We start from the raw sequence: 18,586 nt of genomic DNA, 5'->3' as shown, positions 1-18,586 counted from the left end.
ACCCACAAACGGCCGTAGCGAACATTACGCAACGCTTTGATCGGAATCTGAGCAGGTTATATTTGCGGTTAGGATGATAGGAGTATTCAGAAAGAGATGGATCACATATGTTTTAAGCATTGGCTTGTTTTTAGGTTTCGGCCTGAAGACAGGGATTTCCATTACCAGCAAATTGTCCTGTCTGATTTCTACACTAAAAAATGAACAGCCATCCGAGGAAGAAGATAAAGCGAAAGAAGATACTTCAAGCAGAATTGCTAAAAAGATCCTCTTTTTCGAACTGCCGGATTTGAATAAACTTTCATTTAAAGACCCTATTGCATTAGAGGCACATAACCGTGTATACCTGTTCGCACTTATTGCCGGGCCCTCCATGGCCATTCCTACTCAGCCTCCCGAGCTGGTATAAAAAGTATCCTACGCCCTGGTGTATATCTGAGGCGCATTCATAGCTTGAAAATTTTCATTTGTTTATTATTCTAACATGTTCCATCATGAAGAAAAAACATAACGTCCCGGCGCTCAGGCCCTGGCAGAGACTGGTCGGGATATTACATTTCGAACGTTCGACCATTAATTATATCTTTTTATATGCCGTGCTGATTGGGCTCTTAGGCCTCACGTTGCCCCTGGGCACCACCGCAATTTTTAATTTATTGAGCAATGGCTCCATGTACAGCTCTACCTATATCCTGATCGCAGTGGTGCTGATTGGCATCCTGATTGGTGGTCTGTTGTTGATCGGACAGCTCACACTCGTCGAATTTGTAGAGCAGAAGATCTTCGCACGGACCGCGCTGGAGTTCGCCTACCGACTGCCAAGGATAAAAAAGGAAGAGCTCCTCGGCGAATATCCGCCTGAGTTGGTCAATCGGTTTTTTGATATCCTTACCGTTCAGAAAGGACTCACCAAGCTGCTGGTGGAGATCGTATCTGCCGCCGTGCTCATCTTTTTCAGCGCCATATTGCTGTCATTCTACCATCCGGTTTACATGGCCTTCGGTATCTTCATCATCCTGGTCCTGGCGTTAATCCTGGCGATTTATTATAAAGATGCAGTGAGGACAAGCATTCAGGAATCAGAGCATAAGTACGAAGTGGTGGCTTACCTCGAAGATGTTGCCGCCAATCTGGACGACTATAGAGATAACAGGGAGAAAATGAAACAGGCAAAGGAACGCACCGATGAGATTACCTCTAAATACCTGAAAGCCAGAACAGACCACTTCAGGGTCCTGCGTAAGTTCTTCGCCAGCTCAGTGATCATACGTGCGATATTAATGGGTGCATTGCTGCTGATGGGGTCTTATTTTGTGATCGAACGTCAGATGACCTTTGGGCAATTTGTCGCAGCTGAAGTGATCGTAGTTCAGATCAGCTATGCTGTGGAGAAGTTAATGACGAATATGAACACAGTTTTTGATATGGTGACGAGTGCCGAGAAACTGGCAGTGGTGACTGATCTGGAACTGGAAGACGGAGAGGGGGGATACCATGCCTAGTCATCTAAAAGAATTGGAGCACAAGAAAAACTGGGAGAATCTGGCAGAGAAATCCACTGCTTCACTGCTAAGGATCCGCAAGGTCCTCATGCTGGAACGTATTATGCTCATTGCCTTCATCTTTTTTATCATCATTCTGTTTCTGCCATGGCGCCAAACCATCCCCGGTCGCGGAACAGTAACGGCTCTACGTCCTCAAGATCGTCCACAAACCATACAAAACCAGATCGGCGGACGTATTGAACGCTGGTACGTGAGTGAAGGTCAGGAAGTAAAAAAAGGGGATACCATCTTATTGATCTCCGAGCTTAGTCAATCTTACTTCGACCCGGAGCTGCCACAACGTTTACAGGAGCAACTGATGGCCAAGCAGGGTAGCGAAGATGCTGCGAAGCAAAAGATGAGGGCTACGGAAACGCAGATCTCGGCTTTGAACAGCGGCCTTCGTTTTCAGCTGGTTTCTGCAGAAAACAAAGTGAAACAAAGCATCAACTATGTCACCAGCGACAGCGCCGACCTAGAAGCGGTACGTCAGTATTACAAGGTGAGTCAAGCGCGACTGGAACGTTATGAGCAGGGTTTTAAAAACGGACTGTTTTCACTTACGGATATTGAAACCAGACGCCTGAATGTTCAAAACGACAATGCCAAGCTCATCGCACAGGAAAATAAGCTGAACAGCTCACGTCAGGGTTTACTCAATGCCAGGATTGAACTGGACAACATCAGGGCTAAATACCAGGAGTCTCTGGGTAAAGCGCAGTCCGATATGGGGACTGCCTTGTCCAGTCAGGCTAGTGCCAAAGGAGACATCGCCAAGCTGCGCAATGAAATTGCAAATTTTGATTTCAGGCGTGGATTGTATGCTGTCCGGGCACCTCAGGATGGCTACGTCATCAAAACAATGAAAGCCGGTATTGGTGAAAATATTAAAGAGAGTGAGTCCGTTGCTACCCTGCAGCCTAAACATCCAATGGTAGCGGCAGAAATTTACGTGAATGCCATGGATGTACCACTGATCCTGGACAACAGTGAGGTAAGGCTGCAGTTTGAAGGCTGGCCATCTGTGCAGTTCTCGGGCTGGCCGTCGGTAGCCGTCGGAACATTTGCAGGTCAGGTGTTTTCAATTGATCGTGTGAGCAGCGCTGGAGGAACTTACCGTGTGCTGGTGAAACAGCTGACACCAGTGCCTGAAAAAGATGAACCCTGGCCCATACAACTTCGACAGGGTTCTGGTGTATACGGACGTGTGATTCTCAATTCGGTACCGGTATGGTATGAGATCTGGCGACAACTGAATGGGTTTCCACCAAGTCTGGAAAGGGAGCCAAAGGGAAACAGTGATGAATCAAAAAAATAAGGAGGAGGGGTGAGAAAGGAAGGAAAGATATCGGGATACCTCATACTGGTCGTGCTGCTGATCTTATGGTCTGGCAATAGCTTGTATGCGCAGGTAAAGCCAGATACTGCGGACACATTTCAGCTACAGGACCTGGAGGAGGTGGTTTTTCGCAACCATCCCATCGTGAAGCAGGCAGCCTTATTCAGCGAATCGGCTAAGGCAACGGTGATGCAGTCGCTTGGTTATTTTGATCCTGCGATCAAGGCTGGTTTCGACAGAAAGGTGTTTGGGAGAAGCGAATATTATAACCGCTGGATGAGCGAGCTGAAGATCCCGCTGTGGCTTGCCGGGGCTGATCTGAAGATCGGTTACGACCGCAGTGTCGGAGATCATGTTAATCCCGAGTATCAGACTTCCGGAAACGGGCTGACAGGGGTTGGATTGAGCATTCCGTTGGGACAAGGGCTGTTGATCGATTCAAGGAGGAACACCTTGCGACAGGCGAAGGTGATGCTGAACTATGCTGAGGCGGAGCGCGTGAAGCAGGTAAACACCGTATGGTACAATATTGTGAAAGATTATTGGGCCTGGTATTTTGCTTACCGTCAGTTTCAATTGATCAATGAAGGGGTGACACTTGCCGAAACACGCTTTAAGGCCATTAGTCAGCAGACGGCATTGGGTGATAAGGCAACCATAGATTCTGTAGAGGCTGCAATCACAGTGCAAGACCGGAAAATTCAATTTGAAAAGATGAAAATTGAACTGCTCAATGCGCGACTGACCCTGTCCAATCACCTGTGGAATGATGAGGGAGATCCCCTGGAGCTGCCCGAATACGCCAGACCACAACCGGCAACAGGACTACCCGAATCTTCACGCAGAGGATTGCTCGACACCCTGTTGAATTTTGCCGACCGGAACCATCCGGATCTGCTGAAATTGAGGACTAAAGATCAGCAGTTGGGGATTGAGCGGGCTTATCGTGCGGAAATGTTGAAGCCAAAGCTCAATGTAACCGGTTCCCTGCTTTCAAGTCGCAGGAGTTTTGATGGATATGTGCCCGATTACTATGATTTCAACTGGAGCAATTACAAGGTTGGTATTGAGTTTGCCTTTCCCCTTTTCCTGCGTGCTGAACGCGGGAAGCTGAAGGAAGTGAAGCTGAAACGAATGGAGCTGGCTTACGATCTCCAGCAATCCAACAGGGAAATCAGAAATGCAATCGTCTCCAGTTACAACAGCCTGGATGCTTACCAGGTACAGCTGGATGTGCAGGTGAAAAGTATTGACAACCAACAGCTGTTGCTGGAGGGAGAGTCGTCTAAATTTGATCTTGGTGAAAGTACTTTATTCCTGATCAATACGCGGGAATCGAAGTTGATCGACATGAAGATCAAACGTGAAGAAATGATCTCTGGATATCAAAAGACACTTGCAGAACTTTATTATAAAGCGGGAACAAGGAACGTGATGTGATCGCTTGCACCTTCCTACAACAAAAAAGACCCAGGTGTAAAGCCTGGGTCTTTTTTTACCGATAAGTTTTAAGTTATTTTACATCAGTCAATTTGATGTTAAAATCAAGAATTGAGTTCGGAGCGATGGCCCCCATGTCTCTGGTGCCGTAACCATAATAAGATGGAATGAACAGCCTGATCTGGCCACCTTTCTGTATTAACGGAATCCCGATGTTCCATCCCTGGATCACTTGTCCAAGGGTAAACGTAATCGGCGTTCCTTTAGAGTCGTCGAAAACATTGCCACCCATAATTTTACCCTGGTAGTCAGCAGTCACTTGCGTTGCCGTTGTATATTTTACACTTCCGCTGCCTGCAGCAATAATCTGATAGAAAATTCCCGACTCGTGTTTAATCGCGGGAATATTGTTTGCTTTGATGTACTTACTAATTGCGAGGGTGTCCGCAGTAAATTGTGCTTCCACATCAACAGGTTTGTTTTTCTTACAGGCTACAAAAAATCCTGCAATGCAGACCAGTAGCAATAGGCTCTTAACTTTATTCATAGGGCACAAATATAAGCGGCTTTTACATCTAAACTCACAATAGTTGATCAAAATGTATCGGAAACTGGTTGATCCGCTTTCCCGTGGCATGATAAATGGCATTCGCAATTGCGGAGGGCATCGCTGCCAGGCCGATCTCGCCTACACCTTTTGTGCCCAGTTCGTTGACGATGTCATCCTGCTCCTCCACAAAAATTACATCAAGGTCGTGGATGTCTGCATGAACAGGAATATGGTATTCGGCGATGTTCATGTTCATGTATTTTCCGAATCGATGGTCGCTGATGGTTTCCTCCCTTAATGCCTTACTGATACTCCATACCATGCCACCCAGAATCTGGCTTTTCGCAGTTTTCGGGTTGATGATTTTTCCCGCCGCAACAGCAGTTACTGCCCTTGTCACATTGATGGTCCCCAGTTCCTCGTCAACCTCCACTTCCACAAAAGAAGCACTGTGTGCAGCACGTGAATATTTCTTCAGCTTGAGGGCTTTCGGCATCGCAAAATTCACTGACTTGATCACCTTATGATCATTAGCGGCAATGATGTCACTGTAGCTGATGAAAACTGATGGGTTGGCAATGCTGATCATTTTGCGGTCCGCAAAAACCACCTCATCAATTTTATGCGATTTAAAGGGACTGTTGTCCATGGTCTTTGCTTTCTTCAGTATCTTTTTCTTCAACGCATTGCAGGCAGCCTTAACAGCCGATCCTACAGAAGAAATGGTAAATGAACCACCCTGAATAGGAGCAAAGGCCATCTTGCTGTCGCCATAAGTAAAGCTCACATCCTCAAGTGGCAGCCCCATCTCGTCGGCTGCAATCTGCGACATTACAGTTAACGTACCTGTGCCGATATCGGTAACGGCACTGTTCACCTTAAGTTTGCCCTCCGTAGTGATACTAGCGGCAGCCCTTGCTGGTAACTGCATGGCCTCCCAGATTCCTGTAGCCATACCATAACCTACCAGCTTATGTCCATTGCGCATGCTGCGTGGCTCAGGGCTCCTTTTATTCCAGCCGAACTGCTCTGCACCCTGAAGGTAACATTTGCGTAATTCCTTGCTGGAATAAGGTCGGTCGGTGCTTTCATCCCGTTCGGCGTAGTTGATCAGCCGGAGCTCCAGCGGATCTATTTTGAGCTGATACGCCAGCTCGTCCATTGTGCTTTCTATAGCATGTAGGCCTGTACTCCCACCAGGAGCCCGCATATCCAGCGGACTGAATACATCTAATGGAACCAGGTTGTATTTAAACAGCGTGTTTTGTGCAGGGTACAACATGTGCGCCCAATTGACCACCACTTCGGTGTAATCTTCGAATCTGGAGGTCTCCGCAATGGCTTCATGATTCAATGCCGTCACCTTACCATCCACCGTGGCACCAAAACGCGTAAACTGCACAGTGGGCGGGCGATGACCAAACGTAAACATCTGGTGTCTATCCAGCGTAACCCTCACATTTCTCTTCAGCTCCAATGCTGCCATGACCGAAAAGAAAAGCTGATGCTGAGGACGCAGGCCCGAGCCAAAAGCACCTCCCACATAAGGAGAGATGACCCGCACATCTTTGAAATGAAGTCCGAATACATTGGCAACATACAGCTGGCAGTTCACCGTACCTTGGGTTTTGTCGTAGATGGTCAACTTTCCCTTACCATTATAAACGGTGGTAGTGGTAAATAGCTCCATCGGGTTGTGGTGCTCTGTACCATGAATAAACTTTCCTGTCGCTTTGAAAGGAGCTGCCTCAAAGGCCTTCTCAAAATCACCAAACGGTTTCGGTGGTGGTGGTTTCAGAAAGGTCGCCAAGCCGCCCTTTGGTGCCCTGGCCTTAGCCATGTTACCAATAAGGTCGGTCTGAAACTCTTCAGTTGTATAAACCACCTTTACCAATGTGGCGGCATACCTTGCTGTTTCAAAGCTGTCGGCTACAAGTAGTGCTATAGGTTGCCCATTATATTTGACTTCACCATTTTGTAAAGGACGGAATGGCGTTCCCGGCGGCGCATCCATATCAGCATATTGCATGCTGAACCAGGCTAAGGAAGGCCTGTTGCCGTGATGAAAAACGGTAATTACCCCTGGTATTGCCTCTGCCTTTGAGGTATCGATGCTGATGATCTTTCCTTTGGTGATGGTGCTGTTGATGACGTAACCATAAAGCAGGTCCTTTACATTGAATTCACCAGAGTATCTGGCAGCTCCGGTGACCTTCTCGTAGCCTTCAAGCCTGCTGATGGCTTGTCCGACCAATGGTCTTCCTGATAATTTTTGCTGTTCCATAGGAGGCATATGATTATTGGTGTATGTCTGTTGTAGCGGTTATTAAATGATACTGAATTTGATTGCTCAATTGGACATCAATCCATTGAAATGGAGAACGATTGAGTAAAATAGAGCTGGTTGTCGCCCTTAATGCGAAGGTTGAGCGCCTGGTAGCTGCGTATCCGGATCCAACGCCATCATGCAGTTTCTCACAATCGCACGCTTTGCAAGTTCAATCTTAAATGCATTGTGCTCAAAGGGCACCGCACCTTGCAGGATGATATCAGCTGCGGCTTCGAAATTCACACGTACCGGATCTTTTCCATTCAGAAACACCTCTGCTTCCGTCACCCGCCATGGTCTGTGCGCTACGCCGCCCAGGGCAATGCGCGCCTTGCTGATTCCTGTGTCGCACAGCTCAAATGCAGTAGCTACGGATACCAATGCAAAAGCATACGAGTTTCTGTCACGCAGCTTCAGGTAACTGTAGTGCTGCGGGAAGCCTTCCGCAGGTAAGTCAATACTACTGATGAGTTCTCCATCCTTCAGGTTATTGTCCAGATGCGGGGTGTCTCCCGGCAAGCGATGGAAGTCGGCAAAGGGCAGCTGTCGGTCACCATCTGGCCCTTCGATATTCACAACGGCATTCAATGCCGCCAGGGCAACACACATATCTGATGGAAATACTGCTATGCAATGTTCGCTGGTACCCATGATGGCCATTGTCCTGTTGTAACCCCCAATTGCAGCACATCCGGAGCCCGGTGTTCTTTTATTGCAGGGCGTGTTGACATCATAAAAATAGTAACAGCGCGTACGCTGCATCAGGTTCCCCCCATTAGTGGCCATGTTGCGGATCTGTGCTGAAGCACCGGCCAGAATGGCCTTGCTCAGCAATGGATAGCGAGATTCAACTAACGGATGATAGGCCGTTTCTGCGTTTGTGGTCAAAGCACCTAGTCGCAGTCCCCCATCTGGTAGTTCCTCAATAGCATGGTGCTGGGGGATGGTATTGACATCAACCAGCTCTGCGGCATCAGTGATGAAGTATTTCATCAGGTCGATCAGGTTGGTGCCACCTGCTACTGCCCGATGTTTTTGACTGATGTTGATCTTGGCAAGAGCGTCCTGCATGGAAGATGCCCTGGAGTAAAGAAAATCATTCATTGCCGGCTCCTTTCTGAACATCCATAATGGCGTCAATGATGTTGGTGTTTGCACCGCAGCGACATAAATTGCCGCTCATGAGTTCTTTTACTTCTGAACGTGTTTTCGCTTTGCCCTCGGCAATCATGCCAATGGCACTGCAGATTTGCCCCGGCGTGCAGTATCCGCATTGAAAGGCATCATGGTCAATGAAGGCCTGTTGTAAAGGATGGAGCTCCCCATCTTTAGCTATTCCTTCTATGGTGGTAATCTCAGATCCCTCTTTCATCACTGCCAGCGTAAGGCAGCTGAGGATCCGTTTCCCATCGCAGATGACCGTGCAGGCACCACATTGGCCATGGTCGCAGCCTTTCTTTGTACCTGTCAGGTCCAGGTATTCCCGCAGGTAGTCGAGAAGGCTTACCCATGGTTTCACAGTGCGGCTTTTAGGTACGCCATTGATGGTCATACTTAGCTCCGACTGATGCTGCATTTCTTCTTTTAGGCCTGATTCGTATGTGTGCATAACATCGGTGTTAGGTGTTGGTCGATGTCTAGCTAACAAGAAGAACCAGATAAGGTTTTTGCTTTCGGATTTTAGGAAATCAGAAGTTTATTTGTGCCTGCAGCCTCAGGAGCCTGCCTTCCTGTAAATTATCCTGAAGCTCATGGTCTTCAAATCTTCTCGAAGACATCGTATATTGACAAACGAATTCAAACTGTTTAACAGGCTGCCATTCCACACCCACTTCCAGTTCTTTTACATCGTAAGCCCTTGCATCCGTTTCATGCTTTTTACCACCGTTATAGTAGTGGCCCCTGACGAATGGAATGAATACCTGATCTTTTATTTTCGTACGGTAAGACATGGTGACGTATCCACCGCCAAGATTTTTTACCTCAATGGAATCGGTCAGTTTATTGTAAGATGGTCCGCGTCCAACGTTATATTCTGCCTGTATCCCAAAGGGCTGCGGATATAAAATGAAAGATGCAGCGACCCTTTGGTCCAGGTAATTGCGGCTGTCTTTAAACTTCACACCGTCAGTCAGCTGTGCATCTGTGACTGCATATTTACCGGTATATCCCTGGATGGATGCCTCCACGATCTGCTTGCCAATGGCCATGGGGTAGGTAAGGCGTGCCACCCAGTGCTGCTGATTGTTCGCCTCGGGTTTGTTGGCCGTCTGACCATTGAACAAGCCGAATCCAAACACACCATAATCGCCGGATCCCTTTAAGCCACTTTGTACCAGCATGGCAAAGCGCTTCCTGATTTTTTCCGGTGCCCAATAGAAAAATGCACCCAGGTCACGTTCATTGCTGAAAGCACTGTTGGTCCCATCGGCACGGTCCAGGGGAAGGCGGTTCTGGCTGGATTGCATATTTTCAAAGCCAAAAGGAATTTTACTTTGGCCCAGTCTGAAGCGGAATTCATTTTTGTCGTCCAGGCCAAGATCAAAATAGGCATCTCTCAGCTGCCCGAAGTTAAGGTTGCCCGAAGGACCCGCACTGGCAAAATCGGGTTGCAAGTAAAAATAGACCCGTTTACTGATCTGGCCGGAGAAGACCAAACGTACCCTACGCAGAAATAAGCCGCCATTGTCGCCCCAGCTTTTATCTCCCTGTTCGTTCTTCAAATCGGGATTGGTTTCCAACAGCCTGTTGTACCTCAGCTGGGCATATCCTCTTAAAGAAAATGAGTCGTACCATTTCGGAGTTTTAGCAGTACTGTCAGCATGTTTACTGTTGTCTTGTGCGAGCAACTGGAAACCTGAAGTTAAGGAGAGCAGCATAAAGAGATACAGGGCATTAGACACTTTCATAAAAATAAACCAATATTAATAACGTGTTAGGTAATTGTTAGCGTTACAAAAGTGTTAAGTCTATGTTAATGGAAAATGCGCTGTATGTTAAGTGTGTGTTAATATTTGACCATTGTTAACACTTCTCTAATCTGATTTTAATCCCAATGTTCACTTTTCTCATGCATTTGACATCTAAAATTGCATTTAAATCTCCCTTTTTATGTAAAGGAGTTAAGCGTAGATTTCCGGAAACATCGTTATATTTAGTACTTGAAGCCAGGAAATGACAACCAACATTCATCAGATCGAAAACACAAGAATTGCAGAAGTTACCTCAGATCATGTACTGATTAGTTCTGCGGAGGAGGGACTTCAGCTATTGGTTGACCTTTATTATCAAGACTTTGATAAGATTGTTCTATATGAGCAGCAGATCAGTCCCGAGTTCTTTAATCTTAAATCCGGGATGGCAGGCGAGCTGCTCCAGAAGTTTTCGAACTTCAGGGTTAAATTGGCTATTGTCGGTGATTTTGAGAAATATTCAGGTAAAAGCATGGGGGATTTCATTTACGAAAGTAACCAGGGGCGGATGGTTAACTTTCTGCCCTCGTTGAAAACTGCGTTAGCGAAGCTCTGCAACTGATGGTGTCATTGCTTGCTTGATCACATCCCTGCTTATTTGGTTGCAAATTCAAAATCGTAGTCGATACTTTTTCCATTGCCGGAGATCACAGCTTTAGCCTTTTTTCCATTTCTGGTATAGGCTATTTTTTTTGGAAAGTCATGCTCAGGATTTTCACAGGTGAAAGCATCTTTGCTTATGGACGTCAGTTTGAAGGGAATTGGTGCTGCTTCGTCAGGAACTCTGACCATGTAATAAATGTCTTCTCCTTTAATGCTGAGTTCCAGCTCTTCAATAAAAACAGGCTCCTCGCCTTTGAGTGTAACCCCTTTACCAAACATCTCGTTATTTTTAGCCGCCGACCATACCTCATATCCTGATTCACCAGGCTTGGCATTTGTGCGGTTCCATTTGCCCCTTAGCCATTCCAGTTGTTTAAACTTTTCCGAAACACTTTGCTGGGCAGAAGCAGTATTTGCGAAGCCAGTCAACAATAAAAGAATGATGATCAGTGGTATTCGTTGATGTCTCATAGGCTTGTGCTGTGATAGATAATAAAGATAATAGTTTATTTATGAGGATTGTAAGTGTTTATAAATTAATTCTTTAAAATTAAGTATACTAAAATAGTAGAATTTATTCGTCATTGAGTTTTCAAACTCCTAAATTTACAGCGCTGCCCTAATCTTCAAGGCAGATTACACCTTAAATTCATTTAAAGACAATGAAACAAATTGACCAGGATACCGATGAACAGGAGTTATTACAGGAACTAAGCGCAGGTCGTATTGAAGCTTTCGAAGAGATCTTCAAACGATATGTAAAACGTTTCTATTTCTTCTGTTATGGAATCCTGAAAGATGAAGATACCGCTTCTGAGACGGTCACCAATATCTTCAAGAGAATATGGGACGAAAGGCGTGAAGTACCTGAAGGATCGCTGGAACGCTACATCTTCAAACTGGCCTGCCAGGAGGTGTGTACCGTATTGAAAAGCGAGCCGAAAACAGATGAGAATAAGTCGCATGGCAATTTTTTAACCAGAGTTTTCAAACGGATCTTTCCAGCCAAAAGCAGCGGTCCTGACTATGGACAGCTGAAAGGGTGTTAAGGTAAACTTCAAAAATAATTTTCATATTCGCATATGACGAACAGTCCGCGTACCGAGTTTGATGCCATTGTTATTGGGTCGGGGCCCAATGGTCTTGCTGCTGCCATCACACTGCAGCAGGCAGGGAAATCGGTACTCATCATTGAAGGCGATGAACACATTGGCGGCGGACTGCGTTCCGCGGAGCTGACGCTTCCGGGATTTGTACACGATGTATGCTCGGCCATTCATCCTTTGGCTATAGGCTCTCCTTTTTTCAGTACCCTGCCACTTGAAGCACACGGCCTTGAATATCTTTACCCGGATCTCGCTGCTGCCCATCCTTTTGATGATGGCAGTGCTGCGGTACTGTATCACTCGGTTGCGCAGACAGCAGCGGGTTTGGGAGCGGATGAGCAGGCTTATCTTAAGCTTTTCAATCCGGTAGTCAGAGACTGGCCCTACATCGCACCCGACGTACTGGGCCCGCTCGGATTTCCAAAATACCCATTTAAATTGGCCAGCTTCGGCCTAAAAGCACTGCCCTCAGCGATTACCGTCGCCAAAAGATTTAAAACAGACGCTGCCAGAGGTCTTTGGGCAGGAATGGCCGCACATTCCATTCAACCACTATCTAATCTGAGCACGGCAGCAATTGCATTGGTGCTCATGACCGCCGGACATATTAAGGGATGGCCTATTCCTGCTGGAGGGTCAAAGGAAATTGCAAATGCGATGGCTTCCTATTTCTTATCCATGGGAGGTAAAATTGAAACAGGCCATTATGTAAAATCGCTGGATGAGCTGCCTCCATCAAAGGCTGTACTTTTTGATGTAACACCGAAACAATTACTGAAGATTGCCGGTCACCGGTTTTCATCCATTTATAAATGGCAACTGGAAAGATACAGGTATGGAATGGGAGTTTTTAAAGTCGACTGGGCGCTGGATGGACCAATTCCTTTTACGGCAGAAGAAGCCAGACGTTCAGGAACAGTTCATATCGGAAACACATTGGAGGAGATTGCCCATTCCGAACAACAAACAGCTAACGGAAAGATGGTCGACAATCCTTTTGTGCTCCTGGCCCAGCAGAGTTTATTCGATCCTTCCCGGGCGCCTGAGGGGAAACATACCGCCTGGGCTTATTGCCACGTGCCTAATGGCTCCGAGCAGGATAGGACCGAGGCTATCGAAAAGCAGGTAGAGCGCTTTGCTCCGGGTTTCAGGGAACGCATCCTCGCGCGGCACACCATGAATACCAAGGAAATGGAAGCCTACAATCCTAATTATATCGGTGGAGATATTAACGGTGGGATCATTGATCTGGGACAGCTCTTCACAAGACCGGCCCTTCGCAGTTCCCCTTACCGGACCTCAGCAAAAGGGCTGTATATCTGTTCGTCGTCTACACCTCCGGGTGGCGGCGTACATGGTATGTGCGGACATCATGCAGCAATACGCGTATTGAAGGACATCTTCAATCAATCACTTCCCTCATTGTAAGGTAGAATAGATCATTTATAAAAAATGGCCAATAGGAACTGGTCTAACCAAATCCTATTGACCATCGGTCAGGTGTCTGCTCAGCAGGACTTAATGTCCAGACATCATGCCTGCCTTGACTTCGCCCGCTTTAAATATCCTGGAACAGTAGATCCCGAAATAAAGGATAAAGCCATAACATACCAGAGGTACGATAAAGGAATGATGTACACCGATGATATCGGCAATGGCCCCCTGAACGATCGGCATAATGGCGCCGCCAAGGATCGCCATTACAATCAGCGATGAACCCTGACTCGTATAACTGCCCAGTCCTGCAATCGAAAGGGTATAGATATTCGAGAACATGATAGAGTTAAAGATGCCGATACCCAGCACAGAATACATGGCATAGGTTCCCGAATTGAGCATGCAGGAGATCAGTAACAACATATTGATTCCGGTGAAAATGGCCAGTGTGCGTGACGGAACGGACTTTCCGACAAGAAATCCGATGAAATTCAAAACGATGAAAACCAGGAAGAAGCTGATCTGGGCAAAGGTCAGATCGACGATGCTGAAGATCAATCCGAATACAAGGATGGAAGTACCTAACATATAGACAATTTTCTTCGCCTGAGGAAGTCCCTGGTTGAGGGAAATGGCTCCCACAAAACGTCCGATCATTGCACCTCCCCAGTATAACGACAGGTAATTTTTGCTGACTACCTCGGTCAGTCCGGTGATTTCTTCCAGAAAGCTGATGATGAAACTTCCTACAGCAACTTCAGCGCCCACATAACAGAACATCGCAATGATGCCTCGTTTGAGGTGCGGGAACTTCAGTACGCCAAGGCCTTTTTCCTGTTCTTCAGTTTCAGCAGTAAAGGAAGGCAGCTTCACATAAAAAATCAGCAGCGCCACCAGGAGAAGAATACCCGCAAAGATGAGATACGGAATACGCGTTGCAGCAGCACTGAAACTGCCGTCAGCTTCAGCAAAAAACTCAAAGATCAGGTGTCCGCCCAGGATGGGGGCAATGGTTGTTCCAAATGCGTTAAAAGCCTGTGTCAGGTTCAGCCTGCTGGAAGCACTATTTTCCGGACCCAGTAGCGATACGTAGGCATTTGCGGTAATCTGAAGCACTGTGAATCCAAGTCCGAGGACAAATAAGGCACCCAGGAACAACGGATAGATCGAGTAGGTTGCGGCCGGAAAGAAAAGTACACAGCCGAAGGCGGCCAGCACGATGCCAAAAAGAATTCCTTTTTTGTAACCCACTTTGTTGATCGGATCGCCCTTAGTGTACGAAATGATAAAGTAAATGAGAGAGCCTACAAAGTACGCCCCAAAGAAGCAAAACTGTACCAGCATGGACTGAAAAAAGCTCAGGTTAAAAAGCTGTTTCAGGTAAGGGATTAAAATGTCATTCATGCAGGTGATAAAACCCCACATAAAAAATAGCAGGGTGATCGTCACAAGAGGGATTGCGTAGTTTTTGGCAGACTGATCTTTAATAATTTTCTCGTTCATCATATTTATAAGGTTAAAATCATTGAGTAGCCTTGCCTGGCCATGTCACACTTATTCCTGTTTGGAAGTTTATCCCAAAATCCGGTGGTATCTTAGTTCCTCATATCTAGGGAAATAGAAAAATACTTGCCCCGAACAGGCATGCGAATAGAAAGGAGCGGAGGCAATCATTGCTTCAATGTGCGCCAATATTAGGGCCTAAGCCTAAGAAATACAAGGGTGCTGATCACATTTCACAAGAATTTTACTTTTAAAAGATGATCTGAACATGGCTGAATTATGCATGTAGTTCCGCTAAAAAAGGGGATTGTGAATGGAAAATGAGCTTCGATAATTTTTTTTGATCTTTAACATCCAACCAAAAATATTTTTCGTAAGTTTATCCTGAGAGCGTTAATTTAAGTAGCGGAACAGTCGGAGCGTGACTCGTTCCGCTATATTTTTTTAAAGGCCTTCATTCCCGTTACATATCTACTTCTAAAATTATTCTGTATAAAAAGGCATGATATGAAAACACAATTTTTACGGGTTACCTGTGCTTCTTTTTTTAAGAAGGCAACTTTCGGTTCTTGATCGCCCCTTGTTCGGGTCTTGTTCGCTTCTCACAAGGTGTTGACAAGGTACTCACAAGGTGTTCAGATAGCCTGTGTAAGGTATAGGGCTATACAAAAACTATAAAAAAGCAGGCTTAATGTGCCTTAAAGGGCGAGGGGTACCTTGTCAACCTACGAGGTTTTAACCTAGGTTTATCGGTTTCCTGAAATTTTCATCATGATGTCGATAATACTTAGTTTTGATTATTCTATGTTCCTTAGTTAAAAAGGGAGATTTTTCACCTCTAATAAGATTTCCAGATGTTCCTGAATTGTATTTGTGGAGTTGCTGATTTTTGAGTGTAATCTGTTAATATATATTGTTTATGTGCGGATCTGAAAAGCAAATGAGGTATACCGATTGTCAACTCGTCTTTTTACAATTGAATGAAACCAGATCCTAACCAGATTTACCGGTTAGGATTTAATGTAAACATTTTTGTTTATATTTGATTTATGGAAACCTTAATCGAAAAGTACAAAGGAATACATCCGGGCCTGGTTTTAGAACGAGAACTTGCGAAGAAAGGGCTTAAAAAAAGGCCGTTTGCGCTTGGGTTACAAATTTATCCCCAGCAACTAAATGAGTTAACGAAAGCTAAACGTGGGATTACTGCTGAATTGGCGATTAAAATTGATGAGGTATTGGGGCTGGAAGAAGGAACAATGTTTTTGTTGCAAGCATATTATGAGTTAAAAAAGGCAAGGATTAAGATGCAGTCTCGTCCCGATTTTGAAATGCTTCGTAAAGCACTTTTTTGGGATACCAATATTGATCATATTGACTGGCAAAGACAAGCTGCATGGGTGATAAAAAGAGTGTTTGAAAGGGGTAACGATCAGGAAAAAAAAGAAATAGTCCGGTTTTATGGTAAAGATAAGATTTGCCAAGTGACGGGTAGCGATAAAATTGAAGAGAACCACTTTCCAGTTATGGCTCATTTAAAGTCTGATAAATAATGCATTGGGATACTGTTAATCATCAGTTAAAAGAGGTTTTACTTGTTTTGATGCAAGAGCCAATTTTTAAGCATTTCCGTCTTGTTGGAGGAACGGCTTTGAGTTTGCAGTTTGGTCATAGAATATCTGTTGATATTGATCTCTTTACGGATGCTATTTATGGATCTATAGATTTTAAAATAATTGAGCAATACATGCTAAACAATTTTACTTATGTAAGTACAAATTTTGGGGTAAATCCTGCATTTGGCACCTCTTACCTGGTCGGGTCTGATAGTCAAAATGCAGTAAAAGTCGATATTTATTATTCCATGGATCCTTTTTTTCAACCGGCTATCGAGACAGAGGGCCTACGAATGGCTAGCACAGAAGAAATATTGGCAATGAAGATTGATGTAATACAAAGGGGTGGCCGTAAAAAGGATTTTTGGGATTTACACGAATTAATGGCCCATTTCTCAATAAATTCTATGCTAGAACTGCATCGTTTAAGGTATGAGTGGACACATGAACGAGAAAAGATACTTAAAAACCTTATTGATTTTAGTATTGCAGATCAGGATCCAGATCCAATTTGTCTTAAAGAAAAGGAGTGGGCTTTTATTAAAGAAGATTTTGAAGCTGCAACTAATCCCGATCACCTGGACAATTTGCGTCTAATTTAATAAAATCAGTCGTTCTTATATTTTATACTGATCCAATCATTTAAATTCATGATGGTTTCCCTACAAACGGGCTGTTTATCCAATGGAAATCCATTCGACTTTGAGATATCACAGGCAACAGAAATATTTATTATTAACATGAAGATTTTTATCAAATACACGTTGGTTATCTGTTCTGGGACCTGATGTTGATTACTTTCAATCAAACTGTTAAAATTATCTTGTTAAGATCCCAAATCAATAATTACAGATCATCTAGTCTAATATTTTCTCGCTTCTCTTCCTAAACTTGTGCATGTTTGCCGAAATTCATAATAAAACACGTGGAAAATCGTGAATGGCTCAAGATATTCGGTTTTATAGGAATTACTTCCTGATGACTTAAGCCTATGGCATGACTACTATTTTTTTATACTTTTGCAAAACATACTAAGTAGTATCTTATGTCAAAGTCAACGGAAACCCGGAATTACATCATGCAGAAATCCTTCGACCTGATCTACCAGAAAGGTTATCAGGCAACGAGCATAGATGATATCATTGCAACCACAAATATGACCAAAGGGGCATTTTTCTATCATTTCAAAAACAAGGAGCAAATGGGGCTGGAGTTGATCAGCGAGCTGCTTTACCCAAGCATGTATGAAATAATGGTGAAGCCGTTGATAGAAAGCAAAGATCCCCTGACAGCGATTTATGAAATGATGGAAAGGCTGCTGAATGATGAGGATTTTTTCAATGCCGACTATGGGTGTCCGGCAATCAATCTTATGGAAGAAATGTCTCCCATTAACAATACTTTTAAAAAGGCCCTTTCTAAACTGGTCTTAAGCTGGAAGGATTCAATTGTGTCAGCAATTCAGTCTGCCCAGCCATTGGGACTCGTTAAACCTCATGTTTCTCCTGAAGAAGTTGCAGTGATGGTTATTTCTGGATATGGAGGCGTAAGGGGCCTCGGCAAGGTCATTGGCAGAAAGGCTTACACAACCTACCTGGCTGGCCTAAAAAGCTATCTCAATCAACTTTAATTTTTTTTATACAAAAACATACTAATTAGTATCTTTTAATCTTATGCCATGCATCAAACGTTATTAACCCTACACTCCATCAACAGGTGGCTGCTCCTGTTTTTTTTAATGTACAGTATCTTCTTATCTGCCAGGGGAGTCCTGAGATCCCGCGGCTTTAGTAAACAGGATAATCTGATACGCCATTTAACTGCAACCGTTTCCCACATCCAGCTCATGCTGGGGCTCGCCCTGTACATGATCAGTCCGATCGTAAAGTTTAACCCGGCTATTCCTGAGACGCGCTTATGGGTAGGTGAACATGAGTTTTTCAGGTATGTGCACATCAGTCTGATGATACTTTCAGTAGTAATGATTACCATCGGCTCTGCAAGAGCAAAGAGAGCGCCTACTGACCGTGAAAAATTTGGAACGATGTTACTTTGGTTTGTGCTGTCGCTCATCGTGATATTCATTGCCATACCATGGCCATTTTCACCACTTGCCAATCGTCCATTCTTCAGGCCTTTTTAATCAA

The 18,586-nt window shown here is 44.9% G+C and carries 18 protein-coding genes; 11 read left to right on the top strand and 7 right to left on the bottom strand.

Going from position 1 to position 18,586, the window contains the following annotated elements; translation table 11 throughout:
• Positions 1-73: 73 nt before the first annotated feature.
• The 4 genes from PBAL39_RS02245 to PBAL39_RS02230 all read left to right on the top strand — a co-directional run bounded on the left by PBAL39_RS02245 (position 74) and on the right by PBAL39_RS02230 (position 4,323).
• Positions 74-409: a hypothetical protein gene (locus PBAL39_RS02245; protein ID WP_008237803.1), complete on the top strand. Its 336-nt coding sequence runs from the start codon at positions 74-76 to the stop codon at positions 407-409.
• A gap of 85 nt (positions 410-494) precedes the next feature.
• Positions 495-1,502 (top strand): ABC transporter transmembrane domain-containing protein, encoded by a 1,008-nt coding sequence (locus PBAL39_RS02240; RefSeq protein ID WP_008237802.1) that lies wholly within the window; start codon positions 495-497, stop codon positions 1,500-1,502.
• On the top strand, positions 1,495-2,862 hold the full coding sequence (locus PBAL39_RS02235) for an HlyD family secretion protein (protein ID WP_008237801.1): 1,368 nt from the start codon (positions 1,495-1,497) through the stop codon (positions 2,860-2,862). The genes PBAL39_RS02240 and PBAL39_RS02235 overlap by 8 nt, the downstream gene beginning before the upstream one ends.
• Positions 2,863-2,871: 9 nt before the next feature.
• Positions 2,872-4,323: a TolC family protein gene (locus PBAL39_RS02230; protein WP_008237800.1), complete on the top strand. Its 1,452-nt coding sequence runs from the start codon at positions 2,872-2,874 to the stop codon at positions 4,321-4,323.
• A 73-nt stretch (positions 4,324-4,396) separates the two neighbouring features.
• Here the strand turns inward: PBAL39_RS02230 and PBAL39_RS02225 are convergent, their stop codons facing one another.
• From PBAL39_RS02225 to PBAL39_RS02205, 5 genes are all read right to left on the bottom strand, one after another.
• Complete coding sequence (locus tag PBAL39_RS02225; RefSeq protein ID WP_008237799.1) at positions 4,397-4,870, bottom strand: FKBP-type peptidyl-prolyl cis-trans isomerase; 474 nt, start codon at positions 4,868-4,870, stop codon at positions 4,397-4,399.
• Between the two features lie 34 nt (positions 4,871-4,904).
• Entirely contained in the window at positions 4,905-7,157 is a 2,253-nt protein-coding gene (locus PBAL39_RS02220; RefSeq protein ID WP_008237798.1) for a xanthine dehydrogenase family protein molybdopterin-binding subunit, read from the bottom strand.
• Between the two features lie 129 nt (positions 7,158-7,286).
• On the bottom strand, positions 7,287-8,327 hold the full coding sequence (locus tag PBAL39_RS02215) for a xanthine dehydrogenase family protein subunit M (RefSeq protein WP_232282883.1): 1,041 nt from the start codon (positions 8,325-8,327) through the stop codon (positions 7,287-7,289).
• Positions 8,299-8,811, bottom strand: a complete 513-nt coding sequence (locus PBAL39_RS02210) for a (2Fe-2S)-binding protein (protein ID WP_008237796.1) — start codon at positions 8,809-8,811, stop codon at positions 8,299-8,301. The genes PBAL39_RS02215 and PBAL39_RS02210 overlap by 29 nt, the downstream gene beginning before the upstream one ends.
• Before the next feature lie 79 nt (positions 8,812-8,890).
• A complete protein-coding gene (locus PBAL39_RS02205) occupies positions 8,891-10,111 on the bottom strand; it encodes a porin (RefSeq protein ID WP_008237795.1) in 1,221 nt (406 codons plus the stop codon).
• A gap of 265 nt (positions 10,112-10,376) precedes the next feature.
• Between PBAL39_RS02205 and PBAL39_RS02200 the strand changes: the two genes are divergently transcribed.
• The gene (locus PBAL39_RS02200; RefSeq protein ID WP_008237794.1) at positions 10,377-10,736 is read left to right on the top strand and encodes a DUF4180 domain-containing protein; all 360 of its coding nucleotides are present in this window, start codon (positions 10,377-10,379) and stop codon (positions 10,734-10,736) included.
• A gap of 32 nt (positions 10,737-10,768) precedes the next feature.
• Here PBAL39_RS02200 and PBAL39_RS02195 read toward each other — a convergent pair whose 3' ends face one another.
• Positions 10,769-11,248, bottom strand: coding sequence for a DUF6265 family protein (locus PBAL39_RS02195; protein ID WP_008237793.1), 480 nt, complete (start codon positions 11,246-11,248; stop codon positions 10,769-10,771).
• 191 nt (positions 11,249-11,439) lie between these two features.
• Here PBAL39_RS02195 and PBAL39_RS24460 point away from each other — a divergent pair, with 191 nt between their 5' ends.
• Positions 11,440-11,826 carry an RNA polymerase sigma factor gene (locus PBAL39_RS24460; RefSeq protein ID WP_008237792.1) on the top strand — a complete coding sequence of 129 codons (387 nt, stop codon included), beginning with the start codon at positions 11,440-11,442 and terminating at the stop codon, positions 11,824-11,826.
• A gap of 33 nt (positions 11,827-11,859) precedes the next feature.
• On the top strand, positions 11,860-13,311 hold the full coding sequence (locus tag PBAL39_RS02185; protein WP_008237791.1) for an NAD(P)/FAD-dependent oxidoreductase: 1,452 nt from the start codon (positions 11,860-11,862) through the stop codon (positions 13,309-13,311).
• Between the two features lie 90 nt (positions 13,312-13,401).
• Here the strand turns inward: PBAL39_RS02185 and PBAL39_RS02180 are convergent, their stop codons facing one another.
• Entirely contained in the window at positions 13,402-14,826 is a 1,425-nt protein-coding gene (locus PBAL39_RS02180; protein ID WP_008237790.1) for a sugar MFS transporter, read from the bottom strand.
• Between the two features lie 1,046 nt (positions 14,827-15,872).
• Here PBAL39_RS02180 and PBAL39_RS02175 point away from each other — a divergent pair.
• The 4 genes from PBAL39_RS02175 to PBAL39_RS02160 all read left to right on the top strand — a co-directional run bounded on the left by PBAL39_RS02175 (position 15,873) and on the right by PBAL39_RS02160 (position 18,582).
• On the top strand, positions 15,873-16,376 hold the full coding sequence (locus PBAL39_RS02175) for a hypothetical protein (protein WP_008237789.1): 504 nt from the start codon (positions 15,873-15,875) through the stop codon (positions 16,374-16,376).
• The gene (locus PBAL39_RS02170; RefSeq protein WP_008237788.1) at positions 16,376-17,041 is read left to right on the top strand and encodes a nucleotidyl transferase AbiEii/AbiGii toxin family protein; all 666 of its coding nucleotides are present in this window, start codon (positions 16,376-16,378) and stop codon (positions 17,039-17,041) included. The genes PBAL39_RS02175 and PBAL39_RS02170 overlap by 1 nt, the downstream gene beginning before the upstream one ends.
• 443 nt (positions 17,042-17,484) lie before the next feature.
• Positions 17,485-18,069 carry a TetR/AcrR family transcriptional regulator gene (locus PBAL39_RS02165; protein ID WP_008237785.1) on the top strand — a complete coding sequence of 195 codons (585 nt, stop codon included), beginning with the start codon at positions 17,485-17,487 and terminating at the stop codon, positions 18,067-18,069.
• 48 nt (positions 18,070-18,117) lie between these two features.
• Complete coding sequence (locus PBAL39_RS02160; protein ID WP_039865928.1) at positions 18,118-18,582, top strand: hypothetical protein; 465 nt, start codon at positions 18,118-18,120, stop codon at positions 18,580-18,582.
• Positions 18,583-18,586 lie beyond the last annotated feature (4 nt).

It is taken from the genome of Pedobacter sp. BAL39 (assembly GCF_000170795.1).
GTDB lineage: Bacteria > Bacteroidota > Bacteroidia > Sphingobacteriales > Sphingobacteriaceae > Pedobacter.
This window is presented reverse-complemented; position numbering and strand designations above follow the sequence as displayed.